The sequence below is a fragment of the Litoribacillus peritrichatus genome (genome assembly GCF_039537985.1).
GTDB lineage: Bacteria > Pseudomonadota > Gammaproteobacteria > Pseudomonadales > Litoribrevibacteraceae > Litoribacillus > Litoribacillus peritrichatus.
Genome location: NZ_BAABBN010000004.1, coordinates 617,148 through 635,336 on the forward strand (window position 1 = coordinate 617,148; position 18,189 = coordinate 635,336).

General features: G+C 45.8%; 19 protein-coding genes. 18 read left to right on the forward strand and 1 reads right to left on the reverse strand.

All coding sequences use genetic code 11. The features are described 5' to 3' along the window. The first annotated feature begins 105 nt into the window (after nucleotides 1–105). The 6 genes from ABD744_RS03960 (at nucleotide 106) to ABD744_RS03980 (ending at nucleotide 7,800) form a co-directional block, all read left to right on the forward strand. Entirely contained in the window at nucleotides 106–1,068 is a 963-nt protein-coding gene (locus ABD744_RS03960) for a DMT family transporter (protein WP_344795669.1), read from the forward strand. Nucleotides 1,069–1,334: 266 nt separating this feature from the next. Then, complete coding sequence (locus ABD744_RS03965) at nucleotides 1,335–1,649, forward strand: cupin domain-containing protein (RefSeq protein ID WP_344795672.1); 315 nt, start codon at nucleotides 1,335–1,337, stop codon at nucleotides 1,647–1,649. A 126-nt stretch (nucleotides 1,650–1,775) separates the two neighbouring features. Further along, the gene (locus ABD744_RS23150; RefSeq protein WP_425562116.1) at nucleotides 1,776–2,084 is read left to right on the forward strand and encodes a helix-turn-helix domain-containing protein; all 309 of its coding nucleotides are present in this window, start codon (nucleotides 1,776–1,778) and stop codon (nucleotides 2,082–2,084) included. Between the two features lie 288 nt (nucleotides 2,085–2,372). Beyond that, nucleotides 2,373–5,639, forward strand: coding sequence for a bifunctional proline dehydrogenase/L-glutamate gamma-semialdehyde dehydrogenase PutA (gene putA / locus ABD744_RS03970; protein ID WP_344795674.1), 3,267 nt, complete (start codon nucleotides 2,373–2,375; stop codon nucleotides 5,637–5,639). A gap of 29 nt (nucleotides 5,640–5,668) precedes the next feature. Then, nucleotides 5,669–7,165 carry a sodium/proline symporter PutP gene (gene putP / locus ABD744_RS03975; protein WP_344795676.1) on the forward strand — a complete coding sequence of 499 codons (1,497 nt, stop codon included), beginning with the start codon at nucleotides 5,669–5,671 and terminating at the stop codon, nucleotides 7,163–7,165. Nucleotides 7,166–7,368: 203 nt separating this feature from the next. Further along, complete coding sequence (locus ABD744_RS03980; RefSeq protein WP_344795678.1) at nucleotides 7,369–7,800, forward strand: hypothetical protein; 432 nt, start codon at nucleotides 7,369–7,371, stop codon at nucleotides 7,798–7,800. Here the strand turns inward: ABD744_RS03980 and ABD744_RS03985 are convergent. Further along, nucleotides 7,787–8,011, reverse strand: a complete 225-nt coding sequence (locus ABD744_RS03985; RefSeq protein ID WP_344795680.1) for a DUF2798 domain-containing protein — start codon at nucleotides 8,009–8,011, stop codon at nucleotides 7,787–7,789. The two genes, ABD744_RS03980 and ABD744_RS03985, sit on opposite strands and share 14 nt — an antisense overlap. Before the next feature lie 99 nt (nucleotides 8,012–8,110). Between ABD744_RS03985 and ABD744_RS03990 the strand changes: the two genes are divergently transcribed. The 12 genes from ABD744_RS03990 to ABD744_RS04045 all read left to right on the forward strand — a co-directional run bounded on the left by ABD744_RS03990 (nucleotide 8,111) and on the right by ABD744_RS04045 (nucleotide 18,067). Beyond that, nucleotides 8,111–8,536, forward strand: a complete 426-nt coding sequence (locus ABD744_RS03990) for a MarR family winged helix-turn-helix transcriptional regulator (protein ID WP_344795682.1) — start codon at nucleotides 8,111–8,113, stop codon at nucleotides 8,534–8,536. Between the two features lie 85 nt (nucleotides 8,537–8,621). Beyond that, the gene (locus ABD744_RS03995; RefSeq protein ID WP_344795684.1) at nucleotides 8,622–9,263 is read left to right on the forward strand and encodes an esterase/lipase family protein; all 642 of its coding nucleotides are present in this window, start codon (nucleotides 8,622–8,624) and stop codon (nucleotides 9,261–9,263) included. Nucleotides 9,264–9,582: 319 nt separating this feature from the next. Continuing rightward, a complete protein-coding gene (locus ABD744_RS04000; protein ID WP_344795686.1) occupies nucleotides 9,583–9,969 on the forward strand; it encodes a c-type cytochrome in 387 nt (128 codons plus the stop codon). Then, nucleotides 9,966–11,243, forward strand: coding sequence for a cytochrome D1 domain-containing protein (locus ABD744_RS04005; RefSeq protein ID WP_344795688.1), 1,278 nt, complete (start codon nucleotides 9,966–9,968; stop codon nucleotides 11,241–11,243). Before ABD744_RS04000 ends, ABD744_RS04005 begins: the two co-directional genes overlap by 4 nt. 17 nt (nucleotides 11,244–11,260) lie before the next feature. Further along, nucleotides 11,261–11,743: an Lrp/AsnC family transcriptional regulator gene (locus ABD744_RS04010; RefSeq protein ID WP_344795690.1), complete on the forward strand. Its 483-nt coding sequence runs from the start codon at nucleotides 11,261–11,263 to the stop codon at nucleotides 11,741–11,743. A 19-nt stretch (nucleotides 11,744–11,762) separates the two neighbouring features. Further along, a complete protein-coding gene (gene ahbB, locus ABD744_RS04015; protein ID WP_344795692.1) occupies nucleotides 11,763–12,425 on the forward strand; it encodes a siroheme decarboxylase subunit beta in 663 nt (220 codons plus the stop codon). Between the two features lie 5 nt (nucleotides 12,426–12,430). Further along, nucleotides 12,431–12,901 carry an Lrp/AsnC family transcriptional regulator gene (locus ABD744_RS04020; RefSeq protein ID WP_344795693.1) on the forward strand — a complete coding sequence of 157 codons (471 nt, stop codon included), beginning with the start codon at nucleotides 12,431–12,433 and terminating at the stop codon, nucleotides 12,899–12,901. Beyond that, nucleotides 12,876–13,463 carry a siroheme decarboxylase subunit beta gene (gene ahbB, locus ABD744_RS04025; protein ID WP_344795694.1) on the forward strand — a complete coding sequence of 196 codons (588 nt, stop codon included), beginning with the start codon at nucleotides 12,876–12,878 and terminating at the stop codon, nucleotides 13,461–13,463. The genes ABD744_RS04020 and ahbB (ABD744_RS04025) overlap by 26 nt, the downstream gene beginning before the upstream one ends. A gap of 62 nt (nucleotides 13,464–13,525) precedes the next feature. After that, nucleotides 13,526–14,761: a heme d1 biosynthesis radical SAM protein NirJ gene (gene nirJ, locus ABD744_RS04030; RefSeq protein WP_344795696.1), complete on the forward strand. Its 1,236-nt coding sequence runs from the start codon at nucleotides 13,526–13,528 to the stop codon at nucleotides 14,759–14,761. Between the two features lie 109 nt (nucleotides 14,762–14,870). Beyond that, entirely contained in the window at nucleotides 14,871–15,746 is an 876-nt protein-coding gene (cobA, locus tag ABD744_RS04035; RefSeq protein ID WP_344795698.1) for a uroporphyrinogen-III C-methyltransferase, read from the forward strand. 36 nt (nucleotides 15,747–15,782) lie between these two features. Further along, nucleotides 15,783–17,315: a cytochrome D1 domain-containing protein gene (locus tag ABD744_RS04040; RefSeq protein ID WP_344795701.1), complete on the forward strand. Its 1,533-nt coding sequence runs from the start codon at nucleotides 15,783–15,785 to the stop codon at nucleotides 17,313–17,315. Between the two features lie 482 nt (nucleotides 17,316–17,797). Beyond that, nucleotides 17,798–18,067, forward strand: coding sequence for a hypothetical protein (locus tag ABD744_RS04045; protein ID WP_344795703.1), 270 nt, complete (start codon nucleotides 17,798–17,800; stop codon nucleotides 18,065–18,067). Nucleotides 18,068–18,189: the final 122 nt, after the last annotated feature.

The following is an 18,189-nucleotide window of genomic DNA, read 5'->3' on the forward strand; positions in this document are numbered from 1 at the left end:
AGCTAATTGCGCCTTTTTAATCTATAAAAGCGTCCTATCTGCATAATATCAGATTGTACTGAGTATACACTTTTTCTTAGTCTTGATTCGATTAGAGGAAGTGCAATGTCATCTCGTTATGTGTCTCACAGTCATTTTGGGTGGCAAGGGATTGTCGCCATTATTATTGCGTGTTTCTTTTGGGGGACAACAGGCACAGCGGCGAGTTTTACACCCGATGTTAGCCCGTTAGCCACCGGCGCTTTCGCCATGGGTGGCGGTGGCGTTCTGCTTGTGGTGTATGCTATGAATAACTTAATTAATGACAAGGGACGGTTGCTGATTAATTATAAGCTGATGATGAGCGGTGGCTTTTCGGTGGCTTTGTACCCGCTGGCGTTTTACAGCTCCATGCGTTTATCAGGGGTTGCTGTTGGAACCGTGGTTTCTATTGCCAGTGCTCCTTTCTTTACGGTGTTATTGGAGTGTCTTATCAGCAAGAAGAGCCTTTCGAGACAGTGGGTGGTAAGTTTTACCTTAGGTGCTATTGGTATTGTTCTTCTTGCTCTGTCGAAAGACACTCATGATGCTTCAGATTCTCAGCATTGGGATCATTACTTTGGGATTGTACTCGGGCTGGTGGCCGGAGTGTCTTATGCCGTGTACTCCTGGTCTGCACGAGGAATGATTGAGCAGGGTATTGATTCGAAATCTGCTATGGCCTGTATGTTTGGATTAGCAGCTCTGGTTTTGTTGCCTTCGTTATTTATTACAGGGGAGAATCTGTTTGCCTCAAATATCAATTCAGTAGTGGCTGTGTATATGGCGGTGATTCCTATGTTTTTGGGCTACGTTCTGTTTGGGTATGGTTTAAAGTTTGTCGAAGCCAGCCAAGCAACACTTATTACTTTGTTGGAACCTGTAGTGGCAACCATAATGGCAGTCGTGATTGTGAGGGAAAGCATCAGCACTATGGGCTGGATTGGTATTGGGTTGATTTTGTGGTGCTTATGGATGCAGGTGCCGAAAGCTCGGTCTAAGAATAAGATCAGCCTAAGTGCTCAGCTCGAATCTCAAGCCATGAGCTAACCCGTTTTATAGTTAACCCGTTTTATAGCTAATCCGTTTTATAGTTTCCAATGGGTAGGATGGCGTGAGTATGGCTTTATCGAGTAACGTCCTGCCTGCAATGATTCCAGCACAGCTGACGTACTGCTCTATGCCTTGCTGGGCGATCACAAAACGCTATACGTCTGAATTCCTGCCGGGAAAAGACAATTGTGTAGGTATTGATAACAGACTAATATTATAGTGCTTAACATTGAATCCGCCCTTCTTGGTACACGACAATTCAAATGATCGATGCAGAGATATTGCAATTACCGAAGCAAAGTAATCGACATAACCACCAATTCCATCAGTTAATTGTGGGGGTCAGCGGCTCCACCGAGTTTGAAGTTGAAGGGAAAGGAAATACGGTCGACTCCTGGCGAGCCTGTGTCGTTCCCTCTACCTATAATCATTACTATTGCGGTGTTGAAGACAATCGAATATTGGTACTCAACCTGCCAATGGAAGACAATGGCTTCATCTCTTCTGAAATCGTAGAAACCTTGTTTAATCATGCGGGTTATCTCAAGCTGGATAGTCGGTTACAGCAGTTAATTTAGTACGCTGCAAGAGAGATTGAAGCTTATCCTGAAGACACTCAGCTTGCCGGGCATATTGCCGCCAGCTTTCTGCACGGCATTCACGGCCGCCTCAAAGAGCCTTCTCAAAATCACGCAACCCGGAAGTTGGACCTGGCTTGTTTAGATGCATTTATTGAGCAGCAACTCAGTTCCCGTATTAGCATTCACCAGCTTGCTCAACTTTCACACCTCAGCCCAAGCCATTTTCAGCGCGTATTCAGGGAGAATCTGAATACCTCTCCTCATCAATATGTGCTTCAGAAACGTTTAAGCAAAGCACAGAGACTTTTACAAGATAGCTCGATTACTTTATGCCAAATTGCTGAACTGTGTGGCTTTTCAAGCCAGGCAGCCATGAGTAACAGTTTTCGGAAATGCTTAAACGTAACGCCAGGTCAACTTCGGCGTCAGTAATTATTATGTCCATGTAACTATGTCCATGTAACTATGTCCATGTAAAAGACGCCCAAGTTCATGCATCTTTGAGTCGTTTTTACAAAAACATAATTGTTTTTTGTAATACAAAAGAAACCTCAGGCGTTAGATTAAAAAAATCTAACTCGAATATGAAGCTCTGTTACCACAGCAACAACAAACATAACGGAATTCATTATTCGTTCAAATTTAGACGAAGCCCTGTTAGTAGCGAATTCAGATAAATACAAAAACGCTGCCAGGCTTAAGTCGAGATAGGAGCTACTGATGTTCAACGTGACAGATACACTTAACCCACAGTTCACCCAACAGCCTGCTGCTGAGCTTAAAAACTATATTTCACCCAATTACTGTGTGGATGAAAACAGTTACCTTGAACAACTATTAACGCTCACAAAAACTGAAGACACTTCGCTGCAGTCAATCACTCAGGAGGCGACAAAATTAATTCAGCAGGTACGTGATCAAGACGGCTCCGTACATATGATTGACTCGCTGTTGCTGGAATACAGTCTGGATACTCAAGAAGGCATTCTGTTGATGTGCCTTGCTGAAGCATTAATGAGAATACCTGACGCCGAAACAGCAGAAGCATTAATCTGTGACAGGCTAGGCATCGCAGACTGGAAAAAACACCTTAAAAAAAGTGAATCAGTGCTGGTCAATGCCGCAACCTGGGGACTGATGCTCACAGGCAAAGTGGTTATTCTGGATAAAAAGATTGATGGATCACCCGCAAACGTTGTTAACCGTTTAGTAAAGCGCTTAGGCGAATCTGTGATTCGAAAAGCCATGAATCAAGCCATGGCCATTATGGGAAAACACTTTGTTTTAGGGCGAACCATTGAAGAAGCGTTTAAGAATGCCCGGAAGAATATCTCCAACGGATACACCTATTCTTTTGACATGCTGGGTGAGGCGGCACTCACTCGCGCCGATGCTGAAAAATACCTTCAAGATTACTTAATCGTCATCGCCTGTGTGGGAAAACATAATGCCAGCAGAGCAACTGATGTCGGCAGTGAAAACAGTCACCACGTTTTGCTGCCTTCGGTTTCCATTAAATTGTCGGCCTTGCATCCTCGTTATGAAGAAGGCCAGAGACATCGGGTGATGTCTGAACTGTACCAGAGTGTATTAACCCTTGTTCGGGAGGCACGAAAGTTGGGTGTGGGCATTACCATTGATGCTGAAGAGATGGACCGACTTGAGCTTTCTCTGGATTTATTTGAAAAGTTATTCAGGTCTGAAGAGGTCAGAGGCTGGGGGAACTTTGGTTTGGTGGTACAGGCATACTCAAAACGTGCTCTTCCTGTTCTGACCTGGCTTACGGCTCTGGCACGAGAACAAGGTGATCTTATACCGCTCAGGTTGGTGAAAGGCGCCTATTGGGACAGTGAAATTAAACTGTGTCAGCAGGCCGGCTTTTCTGAATATCCGGTGTTTACCAGAAAAGAAGCGACGGATGTGTCCTATCTGGCCTGCGCCCGTTTCTTGTTTAGTGATGCAGCAAAAGGCCGGATATACCCACAATTTGCGACTCATAATGCACACACCGTGGCTTGTATTAAAAACCTTGCAACGCACGGTGACTATGAGTTTCAGCGCTTGCACGGCATGGGGGATGCGCTGTACGACATCGTATTAAAAAGTAACTTTGGATCTAAAGAGCAGGGCATTGGATTTAAAGAGCAGAATATTGGATTTAAAGAAAGCAATAACGTTCGTATTTACGCGCCTGTAGGCGCTCACGTGGACCTTCTGCCTTATCTGGTTCGTCGCTTGCTGGAAAACGGCGCGAACTCTTCCTTCGTGCATCGTCTGGTGGATGCCAACACCCCAATATCAAGCTTGGTTCACCACCCTGTGGACGTGTTGCAACAGAAAACACCATTAAGAAACGATAAAATTCCTCTGCCTTCTGATATTTTTGGGGCCGAGCGAAAAAACTCTTCAGGTATTAATATCGACATCCGTAGCCAATGGCAACCATTCAGCGCCCAGATAAACACCTTTATGACCAGGCAATGGCGAGGCGGTGCGATTATTAATGGAGAGCTGGTTTCAGAAGGTAAATCGTTAGAGATCAGAAGTCCTTATCAACAAAGAACCCTTGTAGGTCAGGTTTGCTGGACGGATGAGATAGGTGTTAAGAAGGCAATCGACTCTGCTCACTCTGCGTTCGCACAATGGAACAGCACGTCGGTTGAGGCTCGGGCCCTTTGCCTGGAGAAGATGGCCGACCTGATGGAATCCAATACGCCAGAGCTAATTGCTTTATGCCACCTTGAAGCCGGTAAGATTATCCAAGACAGTATTGATGAGATACGGGAAGCGGTGGATTTTTGTCGTTACTACGCAACACAAGCCCGGACTCACTTTGCTGACGCTCTGGTCATGCCGGGGCCGACGGGTGAATCTAACGAGCTTTACCTTCAAGGTCGTGGCGTATTTGCGTGTATTAGCCCATGGAATTTTCCATTGGCGATATTTATCGGGCAAGTCGCTGCGGCGCTGGTGGCGGGTAATACGGTCATAGCCAAGCCCGCAGAACAGACCACTTTAATTGCCAGTCGTGCAGTAGAGCTATTGCATCAAGCCGGAATTCCCAAAGATGTTTTGCACTTATTGGCGGGTGAAGGCTCGGTGGTGGGGAATGCCATCACTCAAGATGAACGCATTGCAGGTGTCGCGTTTACCGGTTCGACTGATACCGCTTTGCGAATTAATCGCAGCCTTGCCAACCGTACAGGCGCAATTGCCCCGTTAATCGCTGAAACCGGTGGTCAGAATGCCATGATTGTGGATAGTACTGCCTTACCTGAGCAGGTCATTAAAGATGTTGTGCAGTCCGCATTCAAGAGTGCGGGCCAACGTTGTTCCGCTTTGCGAGTATTGTATCTGCAGGAAGACGTTGCGCCTCGTATGCTGGAACTGTTAAAGGGTGCGATGGCAGAGCTGACGTTGGGTGATCCGTCGTTACATGAAACTGACATTGGTCCTGTTATTGATACGAACGCTCAAAGCATGCTGCGTAATCACATCGAAAAAATGCGTCAAGACGCGACACTTATCTATGAGACAGCCATACCTGCAATATTTGGCAGTGAGTGTTTCATCGCTCCTGTTGCATTCAAGATTGATAGCATGGCACAGTTAGAAAGCGAAAACTTTGGCCCTGTTTTACACGTAGTAACTTACAAGGCAAGCGAGTTAGATCAAGTGATTGAAGAGATTAATAACTCGGGCTATGGCCTTACATTGGGCATTCACACTCGTAACGAAACAACTGCAAATTATATTGATCGCCACGTCAGGATTGGCAACGTCTACATTAACAGAAATCAAATAGGGGCTACTGTTGGCGTTCAGCCTTTTGGTGGCCAGGGTCTTTCCGGAACGGGGCCGAAAGCGGGGGGGCCTCGTTATTTATTCCGTTTCGCTACCGAGCGAACCAGAACAATTAACACCACAGCCGTAGGAGGCAACGCAACGCTTTTATCACTTGAAAGCGAACAAATCACCGATCATTAAAATAAATATAAAATTGAGAGAGGCTTCATATGGTAGAAAATTCGATGGTCGTTACGGCGACCTTTATTCTGTATCTCGTGATGATGATGGGAATTGGCTATATTGCCTTCCGAAGAACCGTCAATTCATCTGATTATTTTCTGGGCGGGCGTTCACTTGGTCCTTGGCCTGCCGCATTAAGTGCTGGCGCCTCTGATATGAGTGGCTGGCTACTGTTGGGCTTACCGGGTTACGCATTGGCTTCGGGGTTCGAAGCTTTCTGGCTTGCTGGTGGGCTATTGGCAGGGTTTTGGTTGAACTGGTTAGTGTTGGCCAAACGATTACGAGTTTATACCGTCATATCTAATGACTCGCTGACATTGCCAGAGTTTTTCGCCAATCGTTTTCGGGATAATAGCAAGTTACTGCAGCTTATTTCTGCATTTTTTATTCTGCTGTTTTTCCTCTTTTACACCAGTTCAGGTCTGGTTGCAGGAGGCAAGCTGTTCGAAACGGTGTTCGGGCTGGATTATTCTTGGGCGGTCATCATAGGCACGCTGTGTGTGATCTCTTACACCCTGTTCGGAGGCTTCTTAGCGGTTTCCTGGACTGATTTGGTTCAAGGCTTATTAATGGCGGCGGCGTTACTTATTGTACCTATCGTGGCAATGCAAAACGATGGCGGTTTCAGTGCTGTGTTTGATGGTATGGAGGCCAGCAATCCTCACCTTCTCAATATGTTCACCGATAACAAGGGGGAAGCCCTGTCTGTTATTTCTATCGTGTCATTAGTCGCATGGGGTCTGGGCTACTTTGGACAACCTCATATTTTGGCGCGTTTTGCGGCCATTCGTTCGAATAAAGACATCCCTACGGCACGTCGTATTGCAGTTATCTGGTCCGGTTTGAGTCAAATAGGCGCATTGTTTGTCGGTTTCGCAGGTTTGCTTTACGTAAACAGCGCAATGGGTGGCAACATTGATGATTCTGAAAAGATCTTTATGTTACTGGTTAATGCACTGTTCCACCCTGTGATTGCAGGTATTCTTCTCGCTGCTATTCTGGCTGCAGTAATGAGTACCGCAGACTCCCAGTTACTCGTGTCGTCCTCTGCACTAGCAGAAGATTTCTACAAAGCGATAGTTAATAAAAAAGCCACGCCAAAGCAGGTTGTGTTGGTCGGTCGTTTTGCCGTCGTATTCATATCACTTATTGCGCTGGCATTAGCATTAACCCCAGATAATACGGTGCTTGGCCTTGTGTCTTATGCATGGGCAGGGTTTGGTGCGGCCTTTGGTCCGGCATTATTATTAGCTCTTTACTGGAAACGAATGAACCGCAACGGGGCATTGGCTGGTATTTTAGTTGGGGGTATTACTGTTGTTGCATGGAAACAAGTAAGCGGTGGGATTTTTGATTTATATGAAATTGTTCCGGGCGTTGTGTTCAGTACGATTGCCATCATCATCACAACGCTTGTCAGCAAAGAGCCTAGTCCTGAGATGCTGCAAGAGTTCGAACAAATGGAGCAGGAAATTAATCATTAAGGCGTAACCCAGCTATCCATTTAAACGATGGATGTATATTGATTGGGGCCATTTTACTGAACAGTAAAGTGGCCCAACAGGTTTTTCAAGCGAACTACCGTTTCATATACTGATGCGAATCAATAGAAATTATGTTGAATGCCATTAGTATTTGAAATCAAACCCTCGCTGCACTTAGGGAAAGAAGAGAACCTGGTGAGATCATGACTAAATCTGTTCACGCTCAAAGTTGGTATTTGGCAAATTTATTGGCCTTACCGGGCATCTCTTTCATTGTGCTAACGGTTCTTTATTTCAAACACGTCCTGCCTTTTCAGGGGCAGATCCGGGATGCACTGGATGCCTCATTTGATGCAGCTGAGAGTGCCCAAGAGCGACAAAGATTAGAGAAAAACATTCCGCAGGACGATCGGGACATCGCCCATATCCGGGCGGCTTTCTGGTTGTCTGTATTCGGTGGTGGTTCGGTATTTGGTGGCAGCTGTTTATTGTTGTTATTGCAGGGGAACACCCCGAATGCATGGATGATGATCGTTCTTTATTTCACCGTCATCCATACTTCTTTTGTGTTATTGGGGATTCTTAATCTGGCGCGCGCCTTGGCGCAGAGGCTGCCATTCTTTAAGGTTTTTTAATCAACGCAGCGCATATCTTATGAACCAAAGGTGACACTAAAACCACGCTTGGGAAAGCGCAAGCAAATGCTATGGACCAAGAATGCAGCCAAACCATAACCGGGTTATCCGGTATGCCTTTGTGAATCAGCATCAAAATAAACGACATCAAACCAGACATGAAAAGTGCCATGAAAAACGGGAAGTAGTACTTTTCTATTTTTTTCCGCATAACGATGCTCTCAAAGCTGTGTTGAATTTAATATAGTGTCAATTAGGTTGACGCATATTAGATTGATACTTACATCTCTGTCAACTAGCATTGACAGTCATGGAAACCATCGACATTCAAGATAATTTAAAAAGTTACCTTCTGGAACGGTATGAGTGGTACGAGGCTCAGCTGCTCGACGGCGTTCGCGCTGCGGGTTATTCCTCTTTAACGCCCGCACAGGCTCGTGTGTTTGGTCGGTTGAAGGGGCAATCCAGAAACATTTCTGATTTAGCGAAACTACTGCAAGTCAGTCGTCAAGCGGCTCAAAAAACCGTCGCCGGTTTGGTTGAAATGGGGCTGCTGGAGTTGACGCCTTGCCCTGAAAATAAAAGCGCCAAAGTGGTGAGCATTACCAAGCAAGGTCATCAATTGCGGCAAGTTGCCGCCGAAGAAATGACGAAAATTGAATCCAGAATTGCGAAGAAAATCGGCCAGGAAGCGTTCGACAATCTTAAACAATGTATGCGAGTTTCATGGGATTAATTTGTATGTGTCATGAGACTGGTTTGTAGGATGAAACCGTCTTGTTCGTTTCAAATAAGCTGCCTATTGTGTAAAGAGCATGGATATGAACAACAAGAATGAATCCGTGATATTGCTGCATGGTTTGGCGCGCCGGAAGACTTCGTTTTTAATCATGGAGAAAGCGCTGACAGACGCCGGATATCACACAGTGAATTTCGGTTACCCTTCTCGAAAATCTTCCATTTCGACGTTGGCTGAAGATGCCATCAATTCTGCATTAAAAAGCATTCCGGACGGTAATCAAGTGCATTTTGTGACCCACTCCATGGGCGGCATTCTGGTTCGCCAATATCTGAGCCAATTTGCAATTCCAATGTTAGGGCGCGTGGTGATGTTAGGGCCGCCTAACCAGGGCAGTGAAGTGGTGGATGCGTTGCGAAATGTTCCTGGTTTTAAATGGTTCAATGGCCCGGCCGGATTGCAGTTGGGTACCGACAAGCTCTCGCTACTTAATAAGCTTGGGCCTGCAAATTTTGATGTGGGTGTCATTGCCGGAACCCGCAGTGTCAATTTAATGCTTTCAAGGCTGCTGCCGTTTCCGAACGATGGCAAGGTGTCGGTTGAGAGCACTAAGTTAGAAGGCATGAAAGATCATCTTTGTTTACCGGTGACGCATACATTTATGATGATGAATCCTCGTGTTATTAAGCGAGTACTTACTTATTTGAAGTTTGGTCACTTTTAATTCTTTGCTATGTTTCTCCTCGGCTGAACTTTCATGGCTGGGTTGCTGCTTCTCTAAATTATTTCCCGCCACTCAGTATTGCCTCAGATCAGTATTTTAATTCTTAGTGTTTTTGTAAGGTTATTTCCTGCAGCCCTGTGTTTTCGGGCTTTGTATCGATTTTTGAGACTATTTTGTTTGTTTGGTTGATGTGAGTCATCTTAGGCTCAGATGTCGATTAAATGTGGCTTTCAGGCGCTTTATACTTTTCATCAATGTTTGTTTTGCAATCTTGGTCGTTCTGCATGGGTTTGCAGTGAAAAGTGTGTTGAGGTGTCTTATGAGAAAAGTGGGTATTTCCCGCAGTTTATTCGTGATCGGGTGTCTTTCGATTTCTTTGATGGCGCACTCTCAAACGCCTGTAGCTGAGCGTCAGCAAGAACTCATTCATTTAGTGAAACAGGATTGCGGCTCTTGCCATGGCATGACATTGAAAGGAGGGCTGGGACCTGCGTTAACTCAACAAGCGCTTGCTGATAAGCCCAAACAATTTTTGATCGATACCATTCTTTATGGCCGAGAAGCATTGGCCATGCCGCCCTGGCAGGGAATCCTAACAAAAGATGAAGTGATCTGGATGGTAGATCAACTTACGCAAGGTTCCGATGCCTTGAACCAGCCCCAGTTGCACGTTCAAACCAAAGCTCAAGATGAGGTAGGCCAATGACATCATGGTGTAAACAAACATGGCGCAAAGAAACAAGCAGTAATCATCGTACTTTCAATAGGTTAAATGCTTTCGGCACTTTGTTGATTTCAAGTGTGTTTGCTTTTGGTTTATCGGGTTGCTCAACCAATACGTTGCAAGATCAGAACGTTAACTCTCAGATGAGCGAACCAATGCCCACGGGGGATCTTGGCGTCATCATCGAACGGGCGACGGGCACAGTTCAAATCGTGAATACCACAACCGAAACCACCCTGGCTAAGATTGATCAACTGGGAGATTTGTCTCATGCCTCCATTGTTTATTCCCGAGACGAACGTTATGCCTACGTTTTCGGGCGGGATGGCGGTTTAACCAAAGTGGATCTGTTGAAGCAGGAAATCTCGAACCGAGTCATACAGTCGGGGAACAGCATCGGTGGTGCCATTTCACAGGACGGCCGCTATGTGGCGGTATCCAATTACAAGCCCGGTGGTGTCAAGATTTTTAATAGCGAAACGCTTGAGTTGGTGGTTGATTTACCGGCCCTTGGGCGAGATGGCCAAACTTCAAAAACGGTTGGGCTCGTGGACGCACCGGGTCAGAAATTTGTATTCAGTTTATTTGATTCAGCAGAAATCTGGGTGGTGGATTTGGCCAGTGGCCAACCGAAAGTCACCAAGTTTTATGACGTAGGCTCTAAGCCATACGACGCTTTGATTAGCCCGAATGGTCGTTACTATATTGCCGGTCTGTATGGTGAGGACGGCATGGCGCTGTTGGACTTATGGTATTTGGATAAAGGTGTTAAAAGAATTTTGCCAGATTATGGCAAAGGTGAGCAGAGACTCCCTGTATATAAAATGCCACATCTTGAAGGTTGGGCGGTCGCAGGTAATCGGGCATTCGTGCCGGCGGTAGGCCGCCATGAAGTTCTAGTTGTGGATATGAATACCTGGAAGCAGGTGGGTTCAATCCCGGTCTATGGTCAGCCCATTTTTGTGATGGCGCGTCCGGATGGCCGTCATGTCTGGGTGAATTTTGCGTTCCCTAAAAACAATACCTTACAGGTGATTGATACAGAAACTTTGCAGGTGATCCACGAGAAACAACCAGGCAAAGCCGTGCTTCATATGGAATTTAATCCGAGAGGCGAGAAGGTTTGGGCATCTGTTCGGGATGAAAACAAAGTCTGTATCTACGACACGTCCACGTTTGAACAACAGAAATGTTTGCCCGCTGATAGTCCCAGCGGCATTTTCTTTACCAATCGCGCGCACGTCATTGGTTTGTAGCGGGAAGGCGGAGAAACATGAATACGAATGTGACTATGACTATGACTATGAGCAGTCTTGACCAGCAGCTTATCAATGAATACCAAAAAGGGTTGCCGGTAACGTCCCGGCCCTATCTGGACATGGCAAAACGGCTGAATGTTACGGAAAAAGAAGTGATTGAATCGCTGGATCGCTTGAGCAAGGCCGGCGTACTGTCTCGGGTTGGCCCTGTGTTTAACCATAAAAAAGCAGGCGCTTCGGTCTTGGCTGCGATGGCCGTACCGGAAGATCAGATGCAAGCCATTGCCGAAGTGGTGAATGCGTTTGATGGAGTGAATCACAACTACGCCCGGGAACATGAATTTAATCTATGGTTTGTGGTAACAGCACCGGATCATGCCCAGCTGGACATCACCATTTCTGAAATTGAACAGGAAAGTGGGTATCCGGTGATGTCGTTACCTATGGTGAAAAGTTACTACATTGATTTGGGTTTCAAAATTAACTGGGATAACTGAGCCAGGTTTTGAGGTGAACATGAACGTTCGAACTACAGCAGTACGTTTTAAGCAAACAGCGTTGAAAAACAGAACCTTATCTGAAGATTCCGGTGTTTTATTCAGAGATTCAAGTGTATTGGATGAACTGAATCAGCAACGGTTAAGGCAGGCCATTCAGGATGGTTTACCTCTAACTGCTCAGCCTTACAAAACCCTCGCGATTGCTTTGGGTGTTCAAGAAGATCAGGTCATGAACACCATTCAGCTCTGGTCTGATACCGGTTTGATTAAACGAATGGGGTTGGTGGTAAAGCATCATTCGTTGGGCTATCGGGCAAATGCGATGGTGGTTTGGGATGTTCCTCAGGATCAAATTGATCGTGTGGGTGAAATTCTCAGCCAGTGCGATGTTGTTACCTTGTGCTATCAAAGGCCTCGACGCTTGCCTGAGTGGCGTTACAACCTCTTTAGTATGATCCATGGCAAGAACAGGGCGCTTGTTTTAGAACAATTGGCCGATTTAGTTGCGGAGAATCAATTAGACGCCTTCCCAAGAGAGGTACTCTTCAGTTACCGCTTGTTTAAGCAATGTGGTGGACATTATTCGAAACGATCTTCGCTCAGACCCGGCAACAATATGATTGAAGGTCAACAGAATTTATCAATGGTTAAAAATAACGCACAGGTCGCGTATGGATAACTTTTATGGATAGATTGGATCGACAATTAATCAATCATTTGCAAGATGGTTTTCCGTTGGAAGCTCGTCCATTTTTAAAAGTGGCTGAAGAATTGAATCAAGCGGGGTTTGAGCCGGGTGTTGAGGTCACTGAACAACAGGTGATGGACCGGGTTCAAACGCTTTTAGACGAAGGTTATCTGAGTCGGTTCGGCCCCATGTTTCAGGCTGAGCGAATGGGCGGTGGTTTAACATTGGCGGCGATGAAAGTGACTCCTGAAGATTACGAACGGGTGACAGAACAAGTCAATGCATTTCCTGAAGTGGCCCATAACTATCAACGTGAGCATGAACTGAATATGTGGTTTGTACTGGCCACAGAAACACCGGAAGGTGTTGAAGAAACCATTAAGAAAATGGAAGAGATCACAGGTTACCACGTGTTTAACATGCCAAAGCAGGAGGAGTTTTATGTCGGATTGCGTTTTGAACTCTAGCGACTCTGTTAAGGGTGTTCCACACGAAGGTGCTCGGGACGAATGTGCTCGGGACGAATGTGCTCAGCAAGAATACCTTTTAACGCCTTTGGATCGGGCTTTGGTGGTTGCTACTCAGGAAGGGTTGCCCGTGACGGCCCGGCCTTATCAAACCGTTGGCGAACAATTGGGCATTTCTGAAGATGAAGTGATTTTTCGTTTGGAAAATATGAAAGATCAGGGCGTCATTCGGCGTATTGCCGTAGTGCCAAACCATTACAAAATTGGTTTTCGTGCCAACGGCATGACGGTTTGGGACATTGCGGATGAACATATTCAGGCATTGGGCAAAATGGTCGGTGAATTACCTTATGTAAGCCATTGTTATCAACGCCCCCGTCATTTGCCCTATTGGTCTTACAACTTGTTTGCCATGGTGCATGGAACGGAACGAAGCCAGGTTGAAGAAAGGGCAGAGCAAGTAAAACAGATGCTCGGTGACGCCTGTCGTGGCAATGAGATTTTGTACAGCTCGAAAATATTAAAAAAGACCGGTTTGCGAATTGCGTCCGGGTCTAAATAATTCAGAAAAGCCGTCCGTTTTAGGTTTTTCTCACGTGATTGAATTCGATTGAGGAACGCAAGATGTTTCGAATTACACAATACATGAAAACACTTCATCAACCTCAACCTGTGGGGCCGGCAAGACAACCACCAGGGCCGGTCGTGATTTGGAATCTGATCCGCCGTTGTAATTTGACTTGTAAACACTGCTATTCCATTTCAGCGGATATCGACTTTAAGGGCGAGCTGTCGACCCAAGAAGTTTACGACACTATGGATAACCTGAAGGCATTTAAAGTGCCGGTGTTGATTCTTTCAGGTGGCGAGCCGTTGTTGCGCCCGGATATCTTTGATATTTCCAAGCGTGCGAAAGCCATGGGCTTTTACGTTGGCTTATCCAGTAACGGCACTTTGATTACGGAAGAAAACATCGAACAAATTGCCGAGGTTGGTTACGACTATGTGGGTGTCAGTTTGGATGGCATTCGTGAAACACACGATGAATTTCGTCAGAAGAAGGGTGCGTTTGATGAATCCATGAAGGGCATCAAGCTTTGCCAGGATCGAGGCATTAAGGTGGGCATTCGCTTTACGCTGACTCAGGACAACTCTCATGAGCTGCCTATGATGTTGGATCTGATGGACGAATACGATCTGGATAAATTTTATCTTTCTCATCTTAACTACGCAGGTCGAGGCAATCGAAACCGGAAACGTGATGTTTTCCATCAAATGACACGCGATGCCTTGGATATGATTTTTGACCGTTGCTGGAGTGAGCTGCAGCAAGGCATACATCGAGAGTACGTCACTGGAAATAATGACGCCGATGGCCCGTATTTATTGCAGTGGGCTGAAAAACATGTGCCTGAAGAAGTGCCTGCGCTTCGTCAGCGTTTGGATAACTGGGGCGGAAACTCTTCCGGGGTGAATATTTCTAATATTGACAACCTGGGGAATGTCCACCCGGATACCTTCTGGTGGGATTACACCTTAGGTAATGTGCGTGAAAAGTCATTTTCTGAAATTTGGCGAAACCCTAATGACCCACTGATGGATGGTTTCAGACAAAGTCCGAGACCGGTTAAAGGACGTTGTGCCGAGTGCAAATACTTATCAGTTTGTGGTGGTAATACCCGAGTGCGGGCTTATCAGTTGACGGGCGATGCCTGGGCTGAAGACCCGGCGTGTTATTTGTCCAACGAAGAAATTGGTGTGGTGATGGATGAAGGCGACCGAATTGAATTGCCGAATCAGCACCCAGAAGTGAAATTTCACGAACAGCAAAGAGCGATAAAAGCGGTCAATCTGACTTAGGTCGTAAAATCATCAAAGCATTCAGCAGGCCACAGAGTATTTGTGTGTGGTGTTTGTGTGTGGAATTGCCAAAGAAATAGAGCTCAAAAGAGCCGATGAGGAGTACACCATGGTTGTGATGAACACCATCGAGTTAGCAAAGAACAAAGAAGAAACAAAAACTACGCTGAGAGGTTTGCCTGAGACCTTGATTCAGAAAGCGCCCAAATTACGTAAAGGCCAAGTGGCACTGGTCGGTGCCGGTCCCGGTGATCCGGGGTTATTAACGTTAAATGCTTTGTTATTGATTCAGCAGGCTGAAGTCGTGGTGTGCGATCGTTTGGTATCCCCTGAAATTATGGCGTTACGCCCTGAAAGCGCAGAGCTAATCAATGCAGGGAAAAGTTGCAAAGAGCACGTAATGACTCAGGATGAAACGAATGAAGTCCTGGTCCAACAAGCGCTGAAAGGTAAGCGGGTAGTTCGATTAAAAGGTGGTGATCCCTACATTTTTGGTCGCGGAGGCGAAGAAGTTGAGTTCTTGATGGCGCATCAGATTGAAAGCATTGTTGTGCCGGGCATTACTGCAGCTTCGGGGTGTTCTGCGTATGCGGGCTTCCCTCTGACCCACAGAGATTTTGCACAGTCCGTGACGTTTGTGACTGGCCACAGAATGAAAGACGGAACATTGGATTTGGACTGGAAAGCCTTCGCGTGTGAGGATCGTACTGTTGTTTTCTATATGGGATTGGCGAACGCTCAATTGATTTCAGACAACCTTCAGGCACAAGGCCGAGCAGCAGAAACGCCGGTGGCTTTGATTGAGCGGGGGACGACCCCGAAACAGCGTGTGGTGCTGACCAATCTTGCCGAGTTACCTAACACGATTCAAAAAGAAGGGCTGAAGCCACCCACCATGATGGTCGTCGGCGAAGTTGTGACGCTGGCAGAGAAGAATCGGCTGTTGGCGCAGAATTTGGTAAATCAGGCGCGACAAACCGGATAGTAAGTGATTTTGCACAGACTACAGAAGTAGGTGTTTATGAGTAAACCTTTGTTTTCAATATTGTTGTGTGGCCTTTCATTCGCTTTAACCGCCAATGCGGTAGCTGGAACGGAGGTCGTATCCAAGCAGACCAAAGACTTATACAAAGAGCATTGCAGCAGTTGCCATGGCGCAGAACGACTGGGGGGTATGGGGCCGGCTTTGCTACCGGAAAACCTGTCTCGTTTGCGTAAATACAAAGCCATCACCGTGATTGAAAATGGCCGGGCAGCGACTCAAATGCCTGCCTTTAAAACGGTGTTGTCGAAGGATCAAAGAACCGCTCTGGCCGAGTTCATCTATACCAAACCGGATGCCATTCCTCGCTGGGAGAAATCAGACATATTGGCAAGCCAGATAATTAATCACCAACCCGGTTCTTTGCCTGCTAAACCGAAGTTTGAAGCGGACTTAATGAACTTATTTTTGGTGGTTGAGTTGGGCGATCATCACGTTACTTTATTGAATGGTGACACTTTCGAGCCAATTCACCGGTTTAAAAGCCGTTTTGCGCTTCATGGGGGCCCTAAGTATTCGCCGGACGGTCGCTTTGTGTATTTCGCATCACGAGATGGCTGGATTACCAAATACGACATCTACAATTTAGAAGTGGTGGCCGAGGTTCGGGCTGGCATTAATACCCGCAACTTAGCGGTGTCATCCGACGGTAAGTCGGTGATGGTGGCCAACTATCTACCGAATAACCTGGTGTTATTTGATGCTGAAAGTCTGGACTTATTGAAAGTGTATCCGGTTAAAAACAGCGAGGGAAAAACCTCTCGGGTCAGTGCGGTATACAATGCGCCGCCACGCAATACCTTTATCGCAGCGTTGAAAGACTTAAAAGAAGTTTGGGAAATTCCGTATCCATCGACGGATAAAAACCAATCTGCTACTGAACGTGCTCCGAAAGTACGCCCGATTGTGGTGAATGATTATCTGGATGACTTTTTCTTTGATCCGGATTACAAGCTTTTGATTGGTGCATCGCGAGACGCTGCCGGTGGTCAGGTGGTGGATTTGGATTTGGGCAAGGTGACGTCTTCCATTCCATTACCAGGAATGCCGCACTTGGGTTCCGGTATCACCTGGGATTATCAAGGTAAACAAGTACTGGCAACGCCAAACCTGAAAGAAGGCAAAGTCTCTGTCATCGACATGAGCACCTGGGAAGTGATCAAAGACATCAAAACTGAAGGGCCGGGCTTTTTCATGCGCAGTCATGAACAATCGCCTTATGCCTGGGTGGATGTGTTCTTTGGCCCCAATAAAGAAGCGGTACATGTGATCGACAAAAAGACGCTGGAAATCGTCAAAACCCTTCGACCTGCACCGGGTAAAACCGCTGCTCATGTAGAATTTACCAAAGACGGCTCGAAAGTGTTACTCAGTATCTGGGACATGGACGGCGAAGTGATTGTTTACGATGCCAATACCCTGGAAGAAGAAAAACGCCTACCTATGGTCAAACCTTCCGGCAAATACAACGTCTGGAATAAGACGCAGTATGAGCGTGGGACGAGTCACTAAGGTGCCATTTTTAGTTAACTAAAGCTCAGCTAACACAAGCCGAGTGTTCGAAAGGACACTCGGCTTTTTTTAGTTTCTAACCCAATGAAGAAAATATGGCCTCTTGATTCATCAATGCATCCATAGGACTTTGAACGGCATTACCTCCGCGATTTAATACATGAGTATAAATTTGAGTGGTTTTAACATCCGAATGGCGTCGTGGACTTGAGTCATAAATTGTGATGACATAAGACAACCATACTGTTAAATACAGTTATTTTGATCTCTTACATAGACATAGAGAATACGGAAATATTCTGTACTTTATTGCGGAATACTTCCTCATCAGATCTTGTCGATTGACTAACTTATTGATTTAGGATGGAATTGATAAATTATTAATGAAACGACGCCTTAGTGGTGTCAGAGATTACGGAGTTGTTCCGTATTTGAAACACGGAATAATTCCGTAGATTAACTGTTATAAGCCCGAGTGAATAATGAGCACAATTGAAAAACTAGCTGGTAAGCTCATTTCTGCAATTCAAAAAGAATGGGGCAATGAAACTGGCGAACTGTGTGCTGAAGAAAGTGAAGACGTTATGTATAGGGCTCATGACATTCTTCAGGCATGCAAAAGTAATGAGCTAACAAAACTGTTAAAAGGCACATCAGTTACTATTTACCTCGGTAAAGATTGGGTAGAAAATCACCCATCGGTAAAACCGTTTATCAAAAGAATTGAAAATGAAATATTGGCAAGCTTATAACAAGAACATGTTTAGGATAGCTTTGCTACGCGGCTTCGCCGCTCCACAAAACTACCTAAAATGTAGGCGTTAGCTGCCATCTAAAAATTAAAGTTTGGCATTATAAAATTACTTTAAACAAG